The organism is Sphingomonas oligophenolica (genome assembly GCF_039522915.1).
GTDB classification, from domain to species: domain Bacteria; phylum Pseudomonadota; class Alphaproteobacteria; order Sphingomonadales; family Sphingomonadaceae; genus Sphingomonas; species Sphingomonas oligophenolica.
In genome coordinates this window covers 40,171-62,952 of record NZ_BAAAEH010000030.1, presented here as the reverse complement: position 1 = coordinate 62,952, position 22,782 = coordinate 40,171, and the positions used below count along the sequence as shown (strand labels likewise).

Annotated in this window: 19 protein-coding genes; 12 read left to right on the top strand and 7 right to left on the bottom strand. The window is 65.0% G+C overall.

The window, feature by feature from the left end:
- Positions 1-190: 190 nt before the first annotated feature.
- Complete coding sequence (locus ABD050_RS14985; RefSeq protein ID WP_343890230.1) at positions 191-1,081, bottom strand: aldo/keto reductase family oxidoreductase; 891 nt, start codon at positions 1,079-1,081, stop codon at positions 191-193.
- A 94-nt stretch (positions 1,082-1,175) separates the two neighbouring features.
- Between ABD050_RS14985 and ABD050_RS14980 the strand changes: the two genes are divergently transcribed.
- Both ABD050_RS14980 and ABD050_RS14975 read left to right on the top strand, forming a co-directional pair.
- The gene (locus ABD050_RS14980) at positions 1,176-2,072 is read left to right on the top strand and encodes a LysR family transcriptional regulator (RefSeq protein WP_343890229.1); all 897 of its coding nucleotides are present in this window, start codon (positions 1,176-1,178) and stop codon (positions 2,070-2,072) included.
- A gap of 78 nt (positions 2,073-2,150) precedes the next feature.
- Positions 2,151-2,501 (top strand): hypothetical protein, encoded by a 351-nt coding sequence (locus ABD050_RS14975; protein ID WP_343890228.1) that lies wholly within the window; start codon positions 2,151-2,153, stop codon positions 2,499-2,501.
- Positions 2,502-2,558: 57 nt separating this feature from the next.
- On the opposite strand, the gene ABD050_RS14970 is transcribed toward ABD050_RS14975, so the two are convergent.
- Positions 2,559-3,248: a LysR family substrate-binding domain-containing protein gene (locus tag ABD050_RS14970; RefSeq protein ID WP_343890227.1), complete on the bottom strand. Its 690-nt coding sequence runs from the start codon at positions 3,246-3,248 to the stop codon at positions 2,559-2,561.
- A gap of 105 nt (positions 3,249-3,353) precedes the next feature.
- Here ABD050_RS14970 and ABD050_RS14965 point away from each other — a divergent pair, with 105 nt between their 5' ends.
- From ABD050_RS14965 to ABD050_RS14950, 4 genes are all read left to right on the top strand, one after another.
- Positions 3,354-7,310: a GAF domain-containing protein gene (locus ABD050_RS14965; protein WP_343890225.1), complete on the top strand. Its 3,957-nt coding sequence runs from the start codon at positions 3,354-3,356 to the stop codon at positions 7,308-7,310.
- Complete coding sequence (locus tag ABD050_RS14960; protein ID WP_343890224.1) at positions 7,307-8,083, top strand: LytR/AlgR family response regulator transcription factor; 777 nt, start codon at positions 7,307-7,309, stop codon at positions 8,081-8,083. Before ABD050_RS14965 ends, ABD050_RS14960 begins: the two co-directional genes overlap by 4 nt.
- 211 nt (positions 8,084-8,294) lie before the next feature.
- A complete protein-coding gene (locus tag ABD050_RS14955) occupies positions 8,295-8,888 on the top strand; it encodes an outer membrane protein (protein ID WP_343890222.1) in 594 nt (197 codons plus the stop codon).
- Positions 8,889-9,121: 233 nt separating this feature from the next.
- Positions 9,122-9,580 carry a MarR family winged helix-turn-helix transcriptional regulator gene (locus ABD050_RS14950; RefSeq protein WP_343890220.1) on the top strand — a complete coding sequence of 153 codons (459 nt, stop codon included), beginning with the start codon at positions 9,122-9,124 and terminating at the stop codon, positions 9,578-9,580.
- 6 nt (positions 9,581-9,586) lie between these two features.
- Here the strand turns inward: ABD050_RS14950 and ABD050_RS14945 are convergent, their stop codons facing one another.
- Both ABD050_RS14945 and ABD050_RS14940 read right to left on the bottom strand, forming a co-directional pair.
- Positions 9,587-10,909, bottom strand: a complete 1,323-nt coding sequence (locus ABD050_RS14945; protein WP_343890219.1) for an MFS transporter — start codon at positions 10,907-10,909, stop codon at positions 9,587-9,589.
- A 125-nt stretch (positions 10,910-11,034) separates the two neighbouring features.
- Entirely contained in the window at positions 11,035-12,150 is a 1,116-nt protein-coding gene (locus ABD050_RS14940; protein ID WP_343890218.1) for a 5-methyltetrahydropteroyltriglutamate--homocysteine S-methyltransferase, read from the bottom strand.
- Positions 12,151-12,330: 180 nt separating this feature from the next.
- Here ABD050_RS14940 and ABD050_RS14935 point away from each other — a divergent pair, with 180 nt between their 5' ends.
- The 4 genes from ABD050_RS14935 (at position 12,331) to ABD050_RS14920 (ending at position 18,222) form a co-directional block, all read left to right on the top strand.
- A complete protein-coding gene (locus ABD050_RS14935) occupies positions 12,331-13,200 on the top strand; it encodes an amidohydrolase family protein (protein ID WP_343890217.1) in 870 nt (289 codons plus the stop codon).
- A complete protein-coding gene (locus ABD050_RS14930) occupies positions 13,197-13,661 on the top strand; it encodes a Saro_0803 family transcriptional regulator (RefSeq protein ID WP_343890215.1) in 465 nt (154 codons plus the stop codon). Before ABD050_RS14935 ends, ABD050_RS14930 begins: the two co-directional genes overlap by 4 nt.
- A gap of 89 nt (positions 13,662-13,750) precedes the next feature.
- The gene (locus tag ABD050_RS14925; RefSeq protein WP_343890214.1) at positions 13,751-14,629 is read left to right on the top strand and encodes an ABC transporter ATP-binding protein; all 879 of its coding nucleotides are present in this window, start codon (positions 13,751-13,753) and stop codon (positions 14,627-14,629) included.
- 2 nt (positions 14,630-14,631) lie between these two features.
- Positions 14,632-18,222, top strand: a complete 3,591-nt coding sequence (locus ABD050_RS14920) for an ABC transporter permease/M1 family aminopeptidase (protein ID WP_343890213.1) — start codon at positions 14,632-14,634, stop codon at positions 18,220-18,222.
- Between the two features lie 20 nt (positions 18,223-18,242).
- Here the strand turns inward: ABD050_RS14920 and ABD050_RS14915 are convergent, their stop codons facing one another.
- From ABD050_RS14915 to ABD050_RS14905, 3 genes are all read right to left on the bottom strand, one after another.
- On the bottom strand, positions 18,243-19,559 hold the full coding sequence (locus ABD050_RS14915; protein WP_343890212.1) for a dihydrolipoamide acetyltransferase family protein: 1,317 nt from the start codon (positions 19,557-19,559) through the stop codon (positions 18,243-18,245).
- A gap of 1 nt (position 19,560) precedes the next feature.
- Positions 19,561-20,565, bottom strand: a complete 1,005-nt coding sequence (locus tag ABD050_RS14910) for an alpha-ketoacid dehydrogenase subunit beta (protein WP_343890238.1) — start codon at positions 20,563-20,565, stop codon at positions 19,561-19,563.
- 62 nt (positions 20,566-20,627) lie between these two features.
- Positions 20,628-21,917 carry a 3-methyl-2-oxobutanoate dehydrogenase (2-methylpropanoyl-transferring) subunit alpha gene (locus ABD050_RS14905; protein ID WP_343890211.1) on the bottom strand — a complete coding sequence of 430 codons (1,290 nt, stop codon included), beginning with the start codon at positions 21,915-21,917 and terminating at the stop codon, positions 20,628-20,630.
- A gap of 188 nt (positions 21,918-22,105) precedes the next feature.
- On the opposite strand from ABD050_RS14905, the gene ABD050_RS14900 reads away from it, so the two are divergent.
- Together ABD050_RS14900 and ABD050_RS14895 are read left to right on the top strand one after the other, a co-directional pair.
- Entirely contained in the window at positions 22,106-22,330 is a 225-nt protein-coding gene (locus ABD050_RS14900; RefSeq protein WP_343890210.1) for a hypothetical protein, read from the top strand.
- Positions 22,327-22,743 carry a GtrA family protein gene (locus ABD050_RS14895; RefSeq protein ID WP_343890209.1) on the top strand — a complete coding sequence of 139 codons (417 nt, stop codon included), beginning with the start codon at positions 22,327-22,329 and terminating at the stop codon, positions 22,741-22,743. The genes ABD050_RS14900 and ABD050_RS14895 overlap by 4 nt, the downstream gene beginning before the upstream one ends.
- Positions 22,744-22,782 lie beyond the last annotated feature (39 nt).

Sequence of the window (22,782 nt, the reverse complement as noted above, 5' to 3'; positions counted from 1 at the left end):
ATCCGATCACCTGCACATACTCGAATTTTTCCGCTTGCTTCCATGGGGGCGTCCACAGAAGCGGGAACCCCACGGCCTATTTTGATTCAGTCATGTCAAAGAGCGGGAAGAAGGCGGCTCAGCGCTCCTTCCCCCCGCACGTCCCATGATTTCCGCAAAGATTGAATCTGGCGAGTGACCGGAGCGAGCGTCACGCGTGCGGAGCCGCCGAGCCGCTCGCCCCGCCGACACCTTCCAACTCGGCAAGTGCGTCCTCCGACAGCATCAGCTCGGCCGCCGCCAGATTCTCCCGCAGATGGGCAACTGACGAGGTGCCCGGAATCAGCAGGATATTGGGCGAGCGGTGAAGCAGCCAGGCAAGCGCCACCTGCATCGGCGTCGCGTCCAGGCCCGCCGCCACGCGCGACAAGGTCGATGACTGGAGCGGGCTGAAGCCGCCGAGCGGGAAGAAGGGCACATAAGCGATGCCCGCAGCGGCGAGCGCGTCGATCAGCGCGTCATCCTCCCGATGGACGAGATTATAGTGGTTCTGCACGCAGACGATCTCGGCGATGCCGCGGCCCTGCTCGATCTGCGCGGCGGTCACATTGCTCAGGCCGAGATGGCGAATCAGGCCCTGTTGTTGAAGACCGGCGAGCGTGGTGAGCTGCTCCTCGATCGAGCCTTCGCTCGGGCCAAGGATGCCGCCAACCCTGAGATTGACGACATCGAGCGCCTCGACGCCGAGATGGCGCAGATTATCATGCACTGCGCCGGTGAGATCGGCCGCCGAGAGCGCCGGATTCCAGGAGGCGTCGGCGCCGCGTACGGCACCGACCTTGGTCACGATCGTCAGCCCCTCGGGATAGGGGTGCAGTGCCTCGCGGATCAGCTTGTTGGTGACATGGGGGCCGTAGAAATCGCTGGTATCGATATGGTCGACGCCGCTGGCGACCGCGTCGCGCAGGACAGCGAGCGCGGCATCATGATCCCTTGGCGGGCCGAACACGCCCGGGCCGGCAAGCTGCATCGCGCCATAGCCGAGGCGCTTCACGGTGCGATCGCCGAGCGTGAAGCTGCCGGCGGCGGTGATATCGGTCATGTCAGGTCTCCGAATGGGGTGACCGCGATATGGCGGTGGCAGTCATGCATGATAATCCCTATCAATCGGCACAGGCTGTTCGGGATATTGCACAATGCCAGCTGACCTGACTGACCTTTCCGCCTTTGTCGCGGTGGTGCGCGCGGGCGGATTCCGCGATGCGGCGCGGACGAGCGGGGTTTCCGCCTCGGGCCTCAGCGAAGCGGTGCGGCGGCTGGAGACGCGGCTCGGACTGCGACTGCTCCATCGCACCACCCGCAGCATTGCGCCGACCGAGGCCGGGGCGCGGTTGTTCGAGCGACTCGCCCCCGCACTGAGCGAGGTCGAGGCGGCGGTTGGCGTCGTGAACGCCTTTCGCGGCCGGCCCGCGGGCACGCTCAAGCTCAACGTGCCGGCCAGCGTGTCGCGGCTCGTGCTGCCGGCGATCGTTACTCCGTTCCTCAAGGCCTATCCCGATATCAGGCTCGAAGTCGTGGTCGAAGACGGTTTTGTCGATGTACTGGCTGCCGGATGCGACGCGGGCATTCGCTATGACGAGAAGCTCGAACAGGACATGATCGCGGTCCCGATCGGCCCGCGCATCCAATGTTTCGCCACCGCCGCCTCCCCTGCCTATCTCGACGCGCATGGCCGGCCCGAGCACCCCCGCGACCTGCTGGCGCACGCGTGCCTGCGCGGGCAGTTCGCCAGCGGCGCGACGCCGACATGGGAATTCGAGCGCGCCGGCGAGATCGTACGGGTCGATCCGACCGGGCCGCTGTTGGTGCGGCTCGGCGCCGCGGTGGACCTGGCGGTCAGCGCGGCGATCGACGGGCTCGGCATCATCCATCTGTTCGAAGGCTGGCTGCGCCCGGCGCTCGACAGCGGCGCGCTCGAGCCGGTGCTCGAGCCCTGGTGGCAGCCTTTCTCGGGCCCCTTCCTCTATTATCCCGGCCGCCGCCATCTGCCGGCGCCGCTCCGTGCCTTTGTCGATTTCATCAAGATGCAATGAGGGACCATGCTGGCTGTTTCACTGATCGCCTTCGTCGTGCGCGGTCGATAGACTGGCGGGATCAGCATGGAGGTGGCCGTGACGAAACCTTTCCAGATCTCGCTTGCGCCCGAGAAATTGTGGCAGGCGATCAACCCCTGGACCTTTTACCAGCAGGGTTCGCAATTCGGGCTGATCAACGTCAATCTCGGCCAGACGGCAAATCCCGAGATCGAGCAGGACGTTCTCAACGAGGTCGGCAGCTATGGCCGGCAACTCGGCCGCATCGGCGACGCGCTCGAGGTGATTCTCGCCCATATCCATCTCGAGGGCCTGACCACCGAAGAAACCGACGCGCTGAAGATCCTGGACGGGCAGCTCGCCGCGATCAGGAAGATCAAGGCGCGCGATCGAGCGTCCATTTCACCTGCGGCAGCGGACGCGGCCTGACCGCCGGCCCGGGCGGCAGCCGGCGTCCCGGCTGATCCAACGCGTCAAGCAACGCCATCAAGGCGCCCGACTGGACAACAGGATGCGGAGAAGCTCGGAAAGCGGCCAGGCCGGCGACTGCGCTGTCCAATAGGCGGAGACCGGGAAACTGGCACCGGGCGCATCGACCGGACGGACGGCCACGCGCTCGTCAAGCTCATCGACATGGCTTGCACAGACCAGCGCGAGTCCTGCGCCGCCGGCGACCCGCTCCATCAATCTTGCCCGCCCCAGATCGAGCAGGACGCCGTTGAGAGCGGGTGCCAGCGGGCGGATGCAGTGGGACAGGAGGCGGTGCATCTCACCGCCATGCTGCTGGCGCGAGACCAGGAATATTTCCTCGCGCAGCTCAGCGACAGTGACCATCGGTCGGGCCGCGAGCGGGTGATCAGCGCCCATCGCGATCATCACCCGGTCAGTCCAGAGCCTGGCGGATCGCAGGCCGGGCCGCGCCGTACCGGGCATTACCGCCAGGGCGAGCTCCCCCGCTTCGAGCGCCGGCAGCAACGCGGCGCGCGGCATTTCGTGGACACCCAGGCCGACTGTCGGGCACCGCCGCGCGAAGGCGAGCAATTCGTCACCGAGCCGGTCACGGCAGATCGAGGCGAACAGCCCGACCGCAAGCGCCGCCTCCCCATCGGTATTCGCGGCAATCGAAGCATTTTCCATGCCTGCCATCATCATCGAATAATGGTAGTTTTCCGCCATCGCTTGCGACCGCTGCGACGAAGATGCGACGAACGCGACGAGCGGGTCGACCGGGCCGCATCGGCCATTCTCCCCATGCGGCGAAATTATTGCTAAACCGTACCGATGCATGGGGGCCTTTCAGACAAGCGCCAGATCACCGCGGGCATCAGCTTTCCCGATTTCGAATCGGCGGAGGCCGTCAAGCTGTGGCTGTCCGAGCATTTCGCCACCGAGACCGACCCGTTGCGCATCCTCAGCGTTACCGCCGAGGCGCTCGGGCGCTTCCTCGGCGTGGCCCGGGTCGGCTATGGCGAATTCGAACCCGGTATCGAGTTCATCAACATCCCGCTCGATTGGGCCCGCAAGGGGCTGAAAAGCATGGCGGGACGGCACCCCTTTTATGCCGATTCGGCCCTGACCCGCGAATATCGGCGCGGCCGCACCCTGATCGTGAACGACGTCAGCACGCTCAGCCTGGTGCATGAAGAGGAGCGGCTGCTGGCGGCGAGCAGCAACCGCGCCTTCGTTGCCGTGCCGCTGATCGACAATGGCGAACTCGTTGCGATGTTCTGGGCGATCGACGATTCGCCGCGCGGCTGGACCGAGGACGAAGTCACCCTGATCTCCCAGACCGGCGCGCGGATCTGGGGGTCGCTCGAGCATCTCCGGCTGACCGCGAAGCTGCGCGAGAGCGAGGAGCAGTTCCGCCTGCTCGCCGAGAACCTGCCCGGGCTGTGCTGGGTCGGCGACGAGCATGGCGTACTGCGCTGGGGCAACAGCCAGTGGCACGACATGTTCGACGGCACACGCGGCGAACATGGCGACCCAAGCGATGTCTGCCACCCCGACGATCTGTCGCTAGTCCGGTCGATGTGGCGTGAGATGCGCACCCATGGCGAGCCCGTGACGCGGCAGATCCGCATGCGCGGGCGTGACGGGCTGTATCGCCCGTTCCTGAGCAAGGCAGTGCCGATCCGCGATGCGCGCGGCGCGGTGGTGCGCTGGTGCGGGGTGCAGATCGACCTCAGCGACAAGCAGGCGCAGGATCGCCGCCAGGCGGTGCTGCGCGCGTTCAACGATCAGACCCGCGACCTCAAGCAGGTTGGCGAGATCCTCACCACGCTGGCCGGGATACTGGCCCAGCATCTCGGCATCACGCATTTCCTCTACGGTGAGACAGCGATCGTCGATGCCGGCCTGACCGTCTTCCGGGCGGAGCATGGCGTGGCGATCAATGATCCGGCATCGGTGCCGCTGATCAGCCGCGCGTTCGAGAGTCTGGCCGCCGCCGGCCCCGCCAGCACGGTCTGCGCGATCAACGACAACCGCCTGCTCGCCCGCGCGCCGGGCGACCCGGTCCAGTCAGTCGCCGACATGCTCGGGACGCGATCGGGCATCATCGTGCCGATCGTCAAGGAGGGCCGGCTGGTCGCGAGCATGGCGTTGCTCGTCTGCGAACCCCGAACCTGGTCGCGCGACGAGATCGAGCTTTCGGAAGAGCTGGCCGAGCGGGTCTGGGCGACGGTGTCGCGCGCCACTGCCGAAGCGGCACTGCAGGAGCGCGAGCGCAACCAGGCGTTTCTGATCGGCTGGAGCGACCGCGTGCGCGGCGAGACCTCGACGCACGCGATCATGGCGACGACACTCGAATGCCTCGGCCGCCATCTCGGCGTCACGCGCGCCACCTTTGCGGAAACCGACGGCACAGGCCGGATCTTCTCGGTGACCGACGAATGGCGCGACGGCGTGTCGAGCATCAAAGGCAATCGCTTCGCGCTCGAAAGCGTCGGGTCCTCGGTCGATCCTGCCTGGGTTCGCGGCGACATCGTCCGCTACGACGATGTCGCGAGCGATCCCCGGCTCGAACCGGCAGCCGTCGACCGCTATGTCGATCGCGAGATCCTGGCATTCGTCAGCATGCCGCTGGTCGAGGACGGGATGATGCGTTCCGCCCTGTCGGTGCAGCATCACCGCCCGCGCCGCTGGCGCGACAGCGAGATCCAGCTGATGCGCGACATCGCCGAGCGCACCTGGGTCGCGCTGGAGCGGGCGCGGGCGCAGGCCGCGCTGCTCGAGCGCGAGCGCAACCAGGCGTTCCTGATCGCCTGGAATGACGGCATCCGCGACGAGACCGGCGCGCGCGCGATCCTCGCGCGTACGCTCAGCCAGCTCGGCCAGCATCTCGGCGTCTCGCGCGCCAACTATGCCGAGGCGTCGCCCGCGGGCGACGCGCTGTGCGTGCTGCAGGAATGGAAGGACGGCGTGATCAGCGTCGTCGGCGAGACCTATCCACTCAAGGCCCTCGGCGAGCGCGTGATGGCGGCGCATCTCGGCGGCCAGGCGCTGCGCGTCGACGATGTCGCGACCGACGACCGCTTCGACGAGACCAATCGACCGCTCTATGAATCGGTGGGCGCGGCGGCGGCGCTGACCCTGCCGATGGTCCGCAGCGGCGACATCGTCGCGGTCCTGTCAGTCCAGCAGGCCAGCCCGCGTCACTGGACCGACAGCGAGGTGGAACTGGTACGCGAGGTCGCCGACCGCACCCTTGCCGTACTCGAGCGCGCGCGTTCGGAGGAGCGCCTGGCCGAGAGCGAGGCGCAACTCGCCGCGTTCCTGGAAAATGCGCCCGTCGCGATGCATCTGAAGGACGGCGAGGGCCGCTATATCCGGGTCAATCCCGAATTCGCCAAGGCGTTCGGCCGCACGCCGGACGACATCCACGGCAAGCATCCCGTCGACCTGTTCCCGCCGGATACGGCCGCCGAACTCGAGGCCATCGAAGCGCGCGCGCTGGCGGGTGAGGTGGTGAGCGCCGAAGTCGCAGTCACTCAGCTTCCCGGGATCACCGATGTGCTGTCGATGGCATTCCCGATCACCGGCAGCGCCGGGGTCGCCAGGACCGGCGGCTTCACCCTCGACCTCACTGATCGCAAGCGCGCCGAAGCCGATCTGGCCCGATCCCGCGAGGCGCTGTACCAGACCGAGAAGCTTTCGGCGCTCGGCTCGCTGCTCGCCGGGGTCAGCCATGAGCTCAACAATCCGCTGTCGATCGTCGTCGCCCAGGCAGTGATGATGGAGCGCCAGTCGCGCGGCTCCGAACTCGCCGAGCGGGCGCAGAAGATCAGGCGCGCGGCCGACCGGTGCGCGCGGATCGTCCAGACCTTTCTCGCCATGGCACGGCAGAAGCGGCCGGAGCGCGCCGCAGTCGATCTCAACGCGGTCGCCGCGGCGGCGCATGAGCTGGCGGATTATGGCCTCAAGACGGACGGGATCGTCTCCAGCTTCGACCTTGCGCCCGGGCTGCCGCTGATCTCGGCTGATTCCGACCAGCTCCACCAGATCATCATCAACCTGATCGTCAACGCCCAGCAGGCAATGGTCGAATCGAGCACGGTCGAACCCAGGCTTACGCTACGCTCCGCGCTTGGCGTCGATCCGGGCACGGTGATGCTCGAAGTGTCGGATACGGGACCGGGCATTCCCGATGAGGCGCGCCGGCGGATCTTCGAGCCCTTCTTCACCACCAAACCGCAGGGCCAGGGCACAGGTGTCGGCCTGTCCTTCTCGCAGGGCCTGGCCGAGGCGCATGGCGGCCGGCTCGAGCTGGTCCCTTCAAGCACCGGCGCCTGCTTCAGGCTGGTCCTTCCGGTCGATCCCGATCCCACGCTGCAGGCGATGCCGGCCGAGCTTCCGCTGGCCATGCCGGCGCCGCCGCGCCGCGCGCTGGTGATCGACGACGAGGCCGAGATCGCGGAATCGCTCGCTGATTTCCTGTCGATCGAAGGCTTTGCCTGCGACATCGCCGTGGGGGGCGCCGCGGCCAAAGCGCGGCTGGCCCAGGGCAGCTACGACCTGGTGATCAGCGACCTGCGCATGCCCGATATCGACGGCCCCGAGCTCCATGCCTGGATCATGGCCGAACGCCCCGATCTGGCCGACCGGGTCGGTTTCGCGACCGGCGATACGCTCGGCGCCGCGGCCGAACGCTTCCTCGGCGAGGCTCGGCGCCCTGTCCTCGAAAAGCCCTTCACCCCGGAAGCGGTGACCAGCTTCCTCCAGCAGATGGATCTGGCATGACTGACGCTACACCGTTCATCGTCCTCGTCGACGACGAGGAAGATCTCCGCGAACCCGTCGCCGCCTATCTCGGCGAGCAGGGCCTCGAGGTCGCGGAAGCCGATGGCGGCGCCGCGCTCGACGCGATTCTCGCGCGGCGGACGCCGGCACTCGTCGTGCTCGACGTGACCATGCCCGTCGAGGACGGCTTCAGCATCGCGCGGCGCCTGCGCAGCAATCACCCCGCGATCGGCATCGTGATGCTGACCGCCCGGCGCGACGTGATCGACCGGGTGGTCGGCCTCGAGATCGGCGCCGATGATTATATCATGAAGCCGTTCGAGCCGCGCGAACTGCTCGCCCGTATCCGTTCGGTAATCCGCCGCCTGAGCGTCGAGCCGCCCGCCGCGGCTGCGGCCGAGGCGAGCGATGCGGACCAGCCGGCCAGCGTTTCGGACAATGTCGACTATCACCGGGAATTCTGGGTGCCGACCTCGCGTGGCCAGATTCGCGTGCCGGTCGACACGATCGAGTGGATCGAGGCGGCCAAGGATTATGCGCTGCTCCACACCCGCGACCGCAGCCACATGATACGCGTCACCATGACGGCGCTCGAACGGGGTCTCGACCCCGACCAGATGATCCGCGTCCATCGGTCGGCCTTTGTCCGCCCCAAGGCAGTGCTGCAGATCAACGCCATCGGCCGCCATATGGCGCTGATCCTGCGTTCCGGCGCCACCGTCCGCGTCGGCCCGCGCCACTGGGACGAAGTGCGCCACCGCCTGCAGAGCTGAGGCGCGGCACGCATCGGCGCGAGGCCGGGCGCAGGCACATCCTTCTCGTCGCTTCGTCGGCCCTCCCGCCATCCTGGACGCAGTTTCGTCGCGCCCGTCGCGACGGTGGTTTCCTGCCCCTTCTTCCCCGCTAACCGGCCCCGCGTCGGCCGCTGATGGCCGTCTGACATCGCCGGCAAGGGACCGGCTGCACACATACCAAGGAAGACTTATGCGTATCTTCAATATCCTGCTTGCCTCAGCGGCCATGGCGGCCGCTGCCGCCGCGACCCCGGCCTTTGCGCAGGATTCAACCTTCACCGGACCGCGCATCGAAGCCAATGTCGGCTATGATTCGGTCCATGCCGACGATCATGTCGCAGCGACCCCCAATTCGATCGACGCGGCCCGCCTCGGCATCGCCGCCGGCTATGATGTCGGCATCGGCAAGGTGGTGACGATCGGCGTCGAGGGCGGCATCGGCTGGGCGCTCGGCGACGGCCGCAGCTATACCAGCGGCGCCACCACCGTAACGGCCGACACCGGGCGCGATATCGACGTTTCGCTGCGGGTTGGCGCGCGGGTCGCGCCGCGCACGCTCGTCTACGCCAAGGGCGGCTGGGCCAACAGCGAGTTTCACGGCACCGTCAAGACCGGCGCGACAAGCGTCAGCGCGCGCAGCGACGAGGATGGCTGGCGGATCGGACTCGGCGTCGAGCAGATGCTCGGCGAGCATGTCTATGCCAAGGCCGAGTATCGCTACACGGACTATGGCGACGACGTGACGCGCCACCAGGCGCTGGTCGGCATCGGCTACCGCTTCTGACACCGTGCGCCCGGCGCCGTCGCCGGGCGCTCCCCCCCTTTTTCTGGAGAAAGACCATGTTGAAGACCATCGTACACTTGGCGCTTGCCTTGTTTCCGCTGGTGACGTTGATCGGCGTCATGGCCACCACCGCCTGAATTCCCGTGCCGATCCGCCCGCCGGGATACGCGATCGGTTGAACCGGGCGGCAGGCGATGCGATGCAGTGCCGAGAGCAACAGCAAAAGGGCAGGCATGGCAATGGCGGAAAGCGACGGCGAACGCGTCGATATCGGCGTACTCGACGGCCTGGTCGGCTATCATTTGCGCCGCGCGATGGGCGCCTTCAGCGTCGACTATGCCCGAGCGGTCGCGGGTACGCCGATGCGTCAGGGGCTGTTCGGCGTCATGTCGGTGATCGCCGCCAATCCCGGGATCAGCCAGGGCATTGTCGGAAAGGCGCTCGGCATCCAGCGCGCCAACATGGTCGCGCTGATCACCGAGCTCGGGGAGCTCGGCCTTGTCGATCGCGAGCCCTCCGCAACCGATCGCCGCGCCTTCAACCTGACGCTGACCGACAAGGGCATGACGATGCTGAAGGATACGCTCGCCCGCATCCGCGACCATGAGGAACGCATGCTGGCCGCGCTGAGCCCCGCTGCCCGCCAGTCGCTGACCGCAACGCTCCGCGCGATCGCCGCGGTCGAGGAATAGTCCGGGCTAGTTTCCAGCCATCACCGGCGCATCGACCCGCAGCCTGAGCATCAGCAACGCGCCGGCAGCGAGCAGCGACCCCATCGCCATCGCGATCGCCACGCCCTGCAGCCCGAAGCCCGACTGGAACAACACCCCCGCCAGCATCGGCGACAGGGCCGAGCCGCCGCGGCCGATCCCGATCGCGAAGCCGGTGCCGGTTGCGCGGACATGGGTTGGGAAGGCGCGCGCTAGGATCGTGTAGATACCGACAACGGCACCGTTGGTGAACAACCCCGCCGCGCAGGCAAGCGTCGACAGATGCGCGAGGGTCGAGTGGCCGGCGCTGCCGAACACCGATACCATCACCGTCGACGCGAGCAGGGCGGCGATCGTCAAGGGCTTCAACCCGAAACGGTGCGCGAGAAGGCCGAAGATCGCCCCGCCGACCGCGCCGCCGATATTGGCCCAGACCAGCACGCCCGCCGCGCTGCTCGGCGCGAACCCCATGTCGACGACGATCTTGGGCGACCATTTCAGGATGAAATAGAAGCTCACGATATGCGCGAAATAGGCGAAGGTGGCGAGAATCGTCGTGGCCAGCAGCGCCGGGCTGAAGATGTCGGCGATCGATTGCCGGCTTTCGGCCGCCGTCACCTCGGGCAATGAATCGACCACTTCGTGCCCCATTCGGGCGAGCGTGCGATTGATTGCCTCGAGCGCGCCCTTGGGCCGCCGCGCCACGAGGAACTGCACCGGCTCGGGCACGAAGAACCAGACCAGAGGGATGAAGGCTGCGGTCGCGATCGCACCGAAGGCGAAGACGGTGCGCCAGTCGCCGCCCTTGAGGAGCAGTGCCGAGATCGACCCGCCGATCACCGCGCCGATCGGGTAGCCGATCACCATGATCGCAAGCGCGAGGTTGCGGCGGCGCAGATTGGCGAACTCAGCGGTGATCGCATTGGTCGCGGCCAGCATGCCGCCGATACCCAGACCCGTCGTCACCCGCCACACCGACAGGTCGACAACGCCGTGCGCCTGAGTCGCCATCACCATGCCGAACACCATGACGACAAGGCAGCCCAGGATTGTCCGCCGCCGCCCGATCGAATCGGCAACGCCGCCGAGCAGCAGCGAGCCGGCCGCCATGCCGATGAGCTCCATCGACAGCACGACGCCGAGCGCCGCCCGGTCGATCCCCCACTCGGCCGCGATGCCGGGCGAGGCGAAGCTGATCGAGAGCACGTCGAAGCCGTCCAGCGCGTTGAGCCCGACCGCAATCGCCACCGCTGCGATCTGGAGCCCGCTCATCGGCCGCTCGTCGATCAATGTTCTTGGATCGCTGGCCATTCGCAGTCCCCTCTTCCCGTATATTTATCGAGCCGATTGTTACCCTCGATAACTATCTGCAGCAAGCGAGAGGGAGGGCAGCTGCTTCCTCCCTATCACAGACGGGGAGGAAGCAGGGAGCGAGATCAGATCTCGCCCCAGACCTCGCGGGCGACGTCGATCACCAGGCGCATCTTGTCCGCCTGCTGCTCGACCAGGATGTCGTTGCCATGGACGGTCGAGGAGAAACCGCATTGCGGGCTCAGCGCCATCTGGTCGACCGAGAGGAACTTTGCCGCTTCCTCGATCCGGCGCAATATGTCGTCGCGGGTCTCGAGCTCGCCGAGCTTGGTGGTGACGAGGCCAAGCACCACCGTCTTGCCCTTGGGCACGAAGCGCAGCGGCGCGAAATCGCCCGAGCGCGGATCATCATATTCGAGGAAGAAGGCGTCGATATCGAGCTCGTTGAACATGACCTCGGCGACCGGCTCATAACCGCCCTCGGCTGCCCAGCTCGATCTGAAATTGCCGCGGCACAGATGGACCGCCGTCACCATGTCGTCGGGCCGGTCGCGGATCGCGCTGTTGATCAGCGACGCGTAGAGGCGCGGCGCATCGTCCGGATCCATGCCGCGCTTGCGGGCGTTCTCGCGCTGCGTGTCGTCGCACAGATAAGCGAGATTGGTGTCGTCGAGCTGGAGATAGCGGCAGCCCGCCTCGGCGAGGGTGGCCACCTCGGCGCGGTAGGCGGCGCCGACATCAGCGAAGAAATCGTCCATCTCGGGATAGACGTCGGTCGGGATACCTTCGCGGCCGGCGCGGAAGTGGAGCATCGTCGGCGACGGGATCGTGACCTTTGGCGTCTGGCTCACGACAGATTTCAGAAACTCGAAATCGGCCTGCTGGATCGGCTTCACATGGCTGACCTTGCCGTTGATCACCATCGCCGGCGGCGCGTAATCGAGCTCGGTGCCGCTGATGTGGCGGAAATTGACCTGCGTGCCGCCCTTTTCGACCACCCCGTCGAGCTGAAGCAGGAAATCGGTATGGAAATAGGTCCGTCGGAATTCGCCGTCAGTGATTCCCTTCAGCCCGAGATCTTCCTGGAACTTGACGATGCCGCGGATCGCTTCGTCCTCGACCGCGCGCAATACCGCCGCGTCGATCTCGCCGCTGCGATGCTGCGCACGCGCATCAAGCAGTGCCTTGGGGCGAAGGAAGCTGCCGACATGATCGGCGCGGAAAGGCGGTGTCGCTGACATTGGGAACCCTGTGATGATGGATTGTGGAAATCGTATGCATGACATACCGCCGTCCGACTAGGCCGGGACGAGATAGCTATCAACAGTAACCGCTTTTCGATACGGCCATACCCAGAAGGGGCGCGCCAGCCAGGAGGGACCTCTTGACGCCGCCCGCAAGGAAATTGTGAAGACCGCAGCATGATCGATCCCGCCAAAATCACCGCCATTGATGTCCACGTCCATGCGGAAGTGTCGTGCCACGACCCCGAAGACCCGGTGATGGGCAAATATTTCGACGCCGCCAGCGCCTATTTCAAGGCTGACCGCAAGCGTCCGACCATCCCCGAGACGATCGATTTCTACCGGGAACAGAATATCGCCTTCTGCCTGTTCACGGTCGATTGCGAGAGCGGCATCGGCGCGAAACGGGTGAGCAATTACGAGATCGCCGAACTAGCCGCCGCGAACGGCGACATCGTCATCCCCTTTGCCTCGATCGATCCGCACAAGGGCAAGATGGGCGCCCGCGAGGCGCGCGACCTGGTCGAAAATTTCGGGGTCAAGGGCTTCAAGTTCCACGGCATCATGCAGGATTGCCATCCGGCAGACCGGGTCGCCTATCCGATCTACGAGGTGATTGCCGAGCACAAGCTGCCGGCGATCTTCCACACCGGCCATTCGGGCATGGGAACGGGCATGCGCGGCGGCGGCGGGGTGCGGCTGAAATGGGGGCAGCCGATGCTGATCGACGATGTCGCGGTCGATTTCCCCGACATGAAAATCATCCTCGCCCATCCGAGCTGGCCCTGGACTGACGAGAGCCTGTCGATGGCGCTGCACAAGGACAATGTCTTTATCGACCTGTCCGGCTGGTCGCCCAAATATTTCCCGAAGCAGGTGATTCAGTACGCAAACACGCAGTTGAAGCACAAGATGATGTTCGGATCCGACTTCCCGCTGATCCGCCCCGACAAATGGATCGCGGCGGCGAAGGAAGCTGGCTTTCGCGACGAGGTGATGCCGCTGATCCTCAAGGACAATGCAGCCCGGGTGCTGGGGTTGGCATGAGCGGGGCCGCGCCAGGCATTTCCCAGCCCGCGGAACCGGGCAACGACATCGGCGAACTGGACTCGATCCTCGGGTTCCACATCCGCCTCGCGCATGGTGCTGTCTATCGGCATTTCACCGAGAGCTTCAGCGACCTGGGCCTGACCCAGAAGCAGGTCTCGGTGCTCTGGCTGATCGACGATCATCCCGACATCTCCCAGGCCGAGATCGGCCGGCTGCTGCAGATCGATCGCGCGACGATCATGGCGATCATCAACCGTCTCCAGAAGCGAGGCTATGTCGAGCGCGGCAAATCGACCAGCGACAAGAGGCGCCAGACGCTTCACCTGACGCCCGCCGGCCATGAGGCGCGGATCGGCGCGCAGCAATGCATCCTCGGCCATGAGCAATGGCTGAAGGCGCGCTTCAGCGAGCGCGAGATCGCGACGCTGATCGACATGCTCCGCCGCATCCACGAATAAGCCGGCGGCCGCAGTCTCGGCCTGTTGACATCTCGCTGCTTTACAACAGCAACACACTTGATAAGATGCACGCAACCGGGAGGGTTGTCATGCTGAAGATCGAGAAGCTCACCCATGTCTACGGCAACGGCACCCGCGCGCTCGATGGAGTCGATCTGACGATACCGCAGGGCATGTTCGGGCTGCTCGGCCCGAACGGCGCGGGCAAATCGACGCTGATGCGCAGCGTGGCGACGCTGCAGACGCCGACCTCGGGCTCGATCGTTTTCGACGGGATCGAAGTGATCGCCGAGCCCGAGAAGCTCAGGCGCACGCTCGGCTATCTGCCGCAGGATTTCGGCGTCTACCCGCGCGTTTCGGCCTATGACATGCTCGATCACATGGCGGTGCTGAAGGGCATCTCCGGCCGCGGCGACCGCAAGACGACGGTCGAGGGACTGCTCAACCAGGTCAATCTGTGGAACGTCCGCAAAAAGGCGCTTGCCGGCTTTTCGGGCGGCATGCGCCAGCGTTTCGGCATTGCCCAGGCGCTGATCGGCAACCCGAAGCTGATCATCGTCGACGAGCCGACCGCCGGCCTCGACCCCGAGGAACGCAACCGTTTCCTCAACCTGCTCGGCGAGATCGGCGACAAGGTCGTCGTGATCCTGTCGACTCATATCGTCGAGGACGTCGCCGATCTCTGTCCGCGCATGGCGGTGCTGGCTGAGGGGCGAATCCTGCTCGAAGGCGCGCCGCTCGACCTGATCGCGGCGACCCGCGGCAATATCTGGCAGAAGACGATCGACCGTAGCGAGCTCGACGCAGCCCGCGAGAAATATCGGATCATCTCGACCCGGCTGTTCGCCGGCAGGACGATCATCCATGTCATGGCCGATGCATCGCCCGGTGAAGGTTTCGAACCTGTCTCGGGCGGGCTCGAGGATGTCTATTTCTCGACCCTCGACGCCTCGCGCCGCGCGGCCTGAACATGGGCATGTTCCTCGGCGTCTTCCGCTTCGAGCTTCGCTACCAGCTTCGCAACCCGGTCTTCTGGGTGGCGATCATCCTCTTCTTCCTGATCCCCTTCGCCGCAACGACGGTCGACCAGATCACGATCGGGTCCGGGGCCAATGTCCACAAGAATTCGCCTTATGCGATCGCCCAGATCACGCTGCCCATGTCGCTCTTTTACATGTTCGTATCGACCGCGTTCGTGGCGAACGTGATCGTGCGGGACGACGATACCGGGTTCGGGCCGATCGTGAGGGCGACGCGGATCACCCGAACCGCTTATATCCTCGGCCGGTTTCTCGCTGCTTTTCTCGTGGCTGCGATCGGCTTTCTTGCGGTCCCGCTCGGTATATGGGTCGGCTCGCACATGTGGTGGGTCGATAGCGAACTGATCGGACCGAACAGCTTCGCGAACTATGCGGTTCCTTATCTGTGGATCGGACTGCCGAACCTGTTGCTGACGTCGGCCTTGTTCTTCGCCCTCGCAACGATGACCCGATCGATGATGGCCACCTATGTCGGCGTGGTCGCATTCCTGATCCTGTGGACGATCACCCGGGTCGTGCTCGGCCGCAATCCCGCTTATGAGCTGATCGGCGCCTATGCCGAGCCGCTTGGTTCCGGGGCCTTTCGCTATCTCACCAAATATTGGACTGCGGCGGATCGCAACACGCTGACGGCGCCGATCGAAGGCGTGTTCTTCTGGAATCGGGCGGTGATCATCGCCGTGTCCGTCGCGATCCTGGGCGTAGTGAACGCAACGTTCCGTTTCGGTGCCAAACCATCGAAGAAAAGTCGCAAGGCCCAGGCACTCGCCGTGCAGAGCGAGGCGCACGCAGCGCCCACTGGAACGCTCGGAGAAATGCCCCGGCCACAGTTCGGCCGCGCGACCGCCTTCGCCCAATTGCGAGTCCGCACAAGGCTGGAAATGGCGCAGGTGTTCAAGAGCCCGGCCTATTTCGTGCTGCTGGCGCTTGGTGTGTTCAATTCGATCGGCGGCTTGCTCAATGTCGGCGAGATTTTCGGAACGCCCGTCCTCCCCCTGACCCGAGTCTTTATCGGCCTGCTCCAAGGCACCTTCACCATCATCCCGATCATCGTGTCGATCTATTATGCCGGCGAGCTCGTCTGGCGCGAGCGCGACCGCAAGGTGCACGAGATCATCGATGCGAGCGCGATCCCCAACTGGGCCTATGTCATTCCCAAGGCGCTTGCGGTCGCGCTGGTGCTGTGCACCACCCTGCTGGTCAGCGTTGTGACCGGCATCGTCATTCAGCTGATCCACGGCTATACCGATCTCGAACTCGGCAAATATCTGCTCTGGTACGTCCTGCCCGGAACGATCGACGCAACGCTGATCGCGGTGCTCGCCGTGTTCATCCAGGCGCTCAGCCCGCATAAATTCTGGGGCTGGGGCGTGATGATGCTGTTCTTCATCAGCCAGATCGTCTTCGGCACTCTCGGCTGGGGTGACGCGCTCTACAATTACGGTCAGGTGACCGATATGCCGCTCTCCGACATGAACGGTCTGGGGCGGTTCTGGATCGGCGCCTATTGGCTGCGTTTCTACTGGTCCGCCTTTGCGCTGATCCTGCTCGTGCTCGCGCATCTCCTTTGGCGGCGCGGCACGGAGACGCGGTTGCGGCCGCGGCTCGCGCGCTTGCCTGCCCGGCTCGGGGGCCAGGCGGGCGCCGTTGGTGCAGTGGCGCTGGCCGCATTCGTCGCGAGCGGTGGGTGGATCTTCTACAATACCCATATCCTGAACCACTACACGACGCCGCTCGCGGACGATCAGTTCTCGGCGGACTATGAAAAGGCGTTGTTGCCCTATGAGAAGCTGCCGCAGCTTTCGGTAAAAGCCGCGCGGGTTGCGATCGACGTCCGGCCGAAAGAACCGGGCCTCTCCGCACAGGGCGTGCTGACCCTGATCAACAACAGCGCAGCCCCGATCCGCGACGTGCATGTCCGGATGAACGACCAGATCACCAAGATCGTCTCGCTGAGCCTGCCGGGCGCCACGCTGATCAAGGATTATCCCAAATATCAGTACCGCATCTACCGGCTCGCGACACCGCTCGCGCCGGGCGCGACGACCGAGCTCGGCTTCCGCACCGAGCGGACCCAGCATGGCTTTCTCAACACCGGCAATGATACGCGGGTCGTCGAGAACGGCACTTTCGTGAACAACTTCGAGATCGCGCCCTCGATAGGGATGGATCGCGGCGGGCTGCTCCAGGACCGGGTCAAGCGCCGCAAATATGGCCTGCCGCCCGAACTGCGCCCGGCAAAGCTCGAGGATCTCTCGGCGACCCGCTTCAGCCAAATCCGCACTGACTTGGTGACGACCGACATCACTGTCACCACCGATGCCGGCCAGACCCCGATCGCGCCGGGCTACAAGGTGAGCGACACGATAGCGCATGGGAGGCGTACCGCGCGGTTCGTCACGGATGCGCCGATCCAGAATTTCTATTCGATCCAGTCGGCGCGTTATGTCGAGAAGCACCGGATGCACAATGGCATCGACCTCGCCGTCTATTATGATGCGCGGCATTACCGGAATGTCGACCGGATGCTCGCCGCCTTCGGCCATGGGCTCGATTATTATCAGCCCAATTTCGGGCCCTATCAGTTCCGCCAGGCGCGAATCATCGAGTTTCCCGATTACGCCCAATTCGCGCAGGCCTTTGCCGGCACCATGCCCTATTCGGAAGGGATCGGCTTCAACGCCGATCTCTCCGACCCCGACAAGATCGACTATGTCACCTATGTCGCCGCGCACGAACTGGCGCATCAATGGTGGGCGCACCAGGCGATCGGCGCCGACATGCAGGGCGCGACGATGCTGACAGAGACGCTGGCGCAATATTCGGCGCTGATGGTGATGGAAAAACTCTATGGCCGCGACCAGATTCGCCGCTTCCTGAAATATGAACTCGACCGCTACCTGCGCGGCCGCGGCGGCGACGTGGTCGAGGAAATGCCGCTCTACCGGGTCGAGAACCAGCAATATATCCATTACCGCAAGGGCTCGCTGGTCATGTACCGGCTGAAGGATGCGCTGGGCGAGGCGCGGGTCAACGCGGCGCTGAAACGCTATCTCGAACGCTTCCGCCTCAAGGGACCGCCCTATCCGCGCTCGCTCGACCTGATCGCCGAGTTCCGCAAGGGCGCGAGCCCCGAGGAACAGGCCCTGATCACCGACCTGTTCGAGCGCATCACGCTCTACGATATCAAGACGAAGAGCGCGGTCGTGAAAAAGCTGCCCGACGGTCGCTTCGAAACCACGCTGACGGTCGAGGCGCGCAAGCTTTATGCCGATGGCAAGGGCAAGGAGACCGAGGCGAAGATGGCCGAAACCTCCGAATTCGGCGCGTTCGGGGCGATGCCCGGACAAGGCAGCTTCGCAGCGAAAGACGTGCTGTCGTTGACGCGGCTTCCACTGCACAGCGGCACGCAGACGGTGAGACTGGTGACGAAGGCGCGGCCGGCATATGCGGGCGCCGACCCCTATAATATCCGGATCGACCGCAACTCGGACGACAATGTCATCGCGACCACGGGCTGAGCCGACCCAGGGCGTACCGGTCAGTCAGCGAACAGCAGGACAGGTGTTTCGAGATATTTCTTGAGCGCCTGGACGAAGCTCGCCGCATCCCAGCCATCGACAACTCGGTGATCGCAGCTGATCGAAAGGTTCATCAGCTTGGCGCGGCGAATCTCGTCGCCCCCCTGATTATTTTTGGCAAAGACCGGACGTTCGACGATCTTGTTCGGGCCGATGATCGCAACCTCGGGCCGGTTGATCACCGGCGTCGTGGCAATGCCGCCGAGCGGGCCAAGGGAGGTGATCGTCAGGGTGGAACCGGACAGTTCCTCCGATTTCGCCTTCCCGGTCCGCGCCGCCTCGGCGAGCCGGCCGATCTCGGTCGCGAGCTGCCACACATTGCGGTCCTGCGCGTCGCGGATCACCGGCACCATCAGCCCGGCGTCGGTCTGGGTCGCCATGCCGAGATGGACCGAGCCGTGGCGCGTCACCACGCCGGCTTCGTCGTCATAGCGCGCGTTGATCATCGGGAAGGCGGGAATCGTCTTGCAGATCGCGGCGATCAGCAACGGCAGCATGGTGAGCTTGGGCCGCGCACCGCGATTGGCGTTGAGATCGGCGCGCATCTCCTCGAGCGCGGTGACGTCGATTTCGTCGACATAAGTGAAATGCGGGATCGCGCGCTTCGACGCCGCCATATTCTCGGCGATGCGGCGGCGCATGCCGATGACCTTGATCGTCTCGTCGGCGCGAGCATGGCTTGCATGGGGAGCGTGATAGCCCTGGCCGGTGCCGTAGCGCAGATAGGCATCGAGATCGGCGTGGCGGATGCGGTCGCCATCGGATTTAACCGAGGCGAGATCGATGCCGAGATCGGCAGCGCGGGCGCGGACGGCGGGAGAGGCGAGGACGTGGGCGCGCGTGGGAGAAGGCGCGGGCGCCTCTTCCTGTTTCGCCGGCGAAGGAAAGGGTTCGAGCACGGCTTCGACCCCCGGCGTTTCAGCCTCGAACTGCGCCTCCACCTCTTCCGCTCGGGTTTCTTCAACCGGCAGATCGCCCGGCGCGATATCGTCGATCGTCTCCAATGACGGCTCGATCGCACCGTCGCCCTCATCCGCGTCAGTCTCGATCACCACCAGAGCAGCGCCAATCGACACCTGATCGCCGACCTCGCCGGCCAGCTCGACCACCGTGCCGGCGACGGGAGATTCCATCTCGACCGTCGCCTTGTCGGTCATCATGTCAGCGAGCTGCTGGTCCTCCTCGACCCGGTCGCCGACCGCGACGTGCCACGCGACGATCTCCGCCTCGGAAATGCCTTCGCCGATATCCGGCAGTTTGAACACAAAGCGCCTCATGTCAGTCCTTCATCACTTTCTTCAGCGCCTCGCCGATCCGCACCGGCCCGGGAAAATAGGCCCATTCAAGGCTGTGCGGATAAGGCGTATCGAAGCCGGTCACGCGCTCGATCGGCGCTTCGAGATGGTAGAAACAGCGTTCCTGGACGATCGCCGACAGCTCGGCACCAAAGCCGCTGGTGCGGGTCGCCTCATGGACGATCATACAGCGGCCGGTCTTCTTCACCGAGGCCTCGATCGTCTCGATATCGAGCGGCACGAGCGTGCGCAGATCGATGATCTCGGCGTCCACGCCGGCCTCGGCGATGACCGCCTGGCAGACATGCACCATGGTGCCGTAAGCGAGGATGGTGAGCGCCTCGCCGGGGCGGACGATCTTCGCCTTGCCGAGCTCGATCTTGTAATAGCCGGTCGGCACTTCGCCGGCGGGATGCTGAGACCAGTTCTGCGTCGGCCTGTCCCAATGACCATCGAACGGGCCGTTATAGATTCGCTTCGGCTCGAAGAAGATCGTCGGATCATTGTCCTCGATCGCTGCGATCAACAGGCCCTTGGCGTCATAGGGCGTCGAGGGGATCACCGTCTTCACGCCCGAGACGTGCGTGAAGATTCCTTCGGGGCTCTGGCTGTGGGTCTGCCCGCCGAAGATGCCGCCGCCGAAGGGCGAGCGCACCGTGATCGGCGAGGTGAATTCGCCCGCCGAGCGATAGCGCAGCCGCGCCGCCTCCGACACGAGCTGGTCGAGCGCTGGGTAGATATAGTCGGCGAACTGGATTTCGGGCACCGGGCGCAGGCCGTAGGCGCCCATCCCGACCGCGACGCCAATGATACCGCATTCGGTGATCGGCGTGTCGAACACGCGCGTCTTGCCATATTTCGCCTGGAGGCCGGCGGTCGCGCGGAACACGCCGCCGAAATAGCCGACATCCTCCCCCATCACGATCACATCGGGATCGCGCCCCATCATCACGTCCATGGCCGAGTTGATCGCCTGGATCATGTTCATGCGGGCAGTGCCGCGTTCGTTCGGCTCTGGGGCGATGATATCGGCGGGATCGGTGATGGCGCTCATGACTTGCGCGCCCATGGCCGGCCCGAGGCGGTTTCCTCGGCAATCATCTGCGCCTGCTGCTCCCGTAGATGCCAGGGCATCTCCTCGAAGACGCCGTCGAACAAGGTATCGAGCGGCTGGTGGAGGCCGTGGCCGAGGATGCCGTTCGCTTCCGCTTCCTTCTGCGCGCGCTTCACCTGTTCGGCGAGTTCGACATCCTGCGCGGCATGGCGCGCCTCATCCCATTCGCCGAGCGCGATGAGATGGTCCTTCAATCGCGTGATCGGATCGCCGAGCGGCCAGGCCGTCGCCTCACCGGCGGAGCGGTACTGGCCGGGATCGTCCGAGGTCGAATGGCCTTCGACGCGGTAGGTGAAATGCTCGATCAGCGTCGGCCCCTGGTTGGTCCGCGCACGTTCGGCGGCCCAGGCGGTCGCGGCATAGACAGCGAGCGCGTCATTGCCGTCGACGCGCAGGCCGGCAATGCCATAGCCGATCGCCCGCGCCGCGAAGGTGGTCGATTCAGCGCCGGCGAACCCCGAAAAGCTCGAAATCGCCCATTGATTGTTGACGACATTGAAGATCACCGGCGCGCGGTAGACGCTCGCGAAGGTGCAGGCAGAGTGGAAATCGCCCTCAGCGGTCGAGCCCTCGCCACACCAGGTCGCGGCGATCCGCGTATCGCCCTTGGCCGCCGAGGCCATCGCCCAGCCTACCGCCTGCGGATATTGCGTGGCGAGATTGCCCGAGATCGAGAAGAAGCCCGCTTCCTTGACTGAATACATGATCGGCAACTGCTTGCCCTGAAGCCGGTCGCCCCTGTTCGAATAGATCTGGTTCATCATGTCGACCATCGACCAGCCGCGCGCGATCAGCAGGCCTTGCTGACGATAGGAGGGGAAGCACATATCCTCATAATCGAGCGCGAAGGCGGCAGCGACAGCAACCGCCTCTTCGCCGGTGCACTTCATGTAGAAGCTCGTCTTGCCCTGGCGCTGGGCGCGGAACATGCGCTCGTCAAAGGCGCGGACCAGGGCCATGCTGCGCAGCATGGCGCGCAACGTCTCGGACGACAGGCGCGGATTCCAGGGGCCCACCGCCCTGCCCTCATCGTCGAGCACGCGGACCAGCTCATAAGCGAGATCGATGAAGCTCTCGGCCCGATCGGCAGTGTCCGGCCGACGCACATCGCCCGCCGCAGGAATTGTGACCTGGGTGAAGTCGACCGTATCGCCGGGCCGGAATTTGGGCTCCGGCACATAGAGCGACAGGGGCTGCAGATTGGCGCGCGGAAGGTCGCTTGCCATGGGTTCTCCAAAATCAAATCGCGAGCGCGAGCATTCGCCCCAGCCAGTCGCTAAGGGGCAAACGCGCGGATTCGCTGTTCGGAACCTTGTTATAAAATTTCAACGCGCTTGGCGAGGGGCCTGTGGCGGCGATCTTGATGATCCGTTAACCATTTGGGGCGATGGTCGGTATTCGAAAGGATCGCATCATGTACATGGCCCCGATCATCCGTACCAAGGCGCCCGTCTCGACCATCGCTCGGCGTGCCACCGGTGCGGTCGTACCGCCCTTGTCGGTGGCGTTCATGGTGCCGTTCCTCGCCGTCTACGCTGCCTATGCCGGCCTAGCCCTGTCGGCGCGCACCGTCGCCAGGGCTCCCAGGGCGCTGCTCGACATGATCGATTATACCGGAACCGCGATCCTCGGTCGTTGATCGCATTGCGAAAGCTGTTCCATAGTGAGGCGCTGACTCAGCTCGCGCGCTTCGTCGTCGCGGGGCTCGGCGTCACCGCATTATCGGTCGCGATCTATCTCGTCTATGCGATCGTTCTTCACGTAAATCCGCTTCTCGCCAATATCGTCAGCCATTTCGGCGGGGTGGCGGCCGGCTATGCAATCCATAGCCGCTGGAGCTTCCGCGGATCGGGCGAGCAAAGCGCGGCGAGCCTCGGCAAGTTCGCGCTCGTGTCGGGGATCGCGCTCGCGCTCAATTCCTGCTGGGTCTGGATCGCGACTGTCGCGATGCACGGCCCTGCCTGGGCTCCCGTGCCGGCAATGCTGTTCGCGACACCGCTCGCCAGCTTCACGCTCAACCGCTATTGGGTGTTCGCGCCAAGGACTGCTTGACTCAGCTCGCCTTATAGGAACAAAATGGGAACATTACCC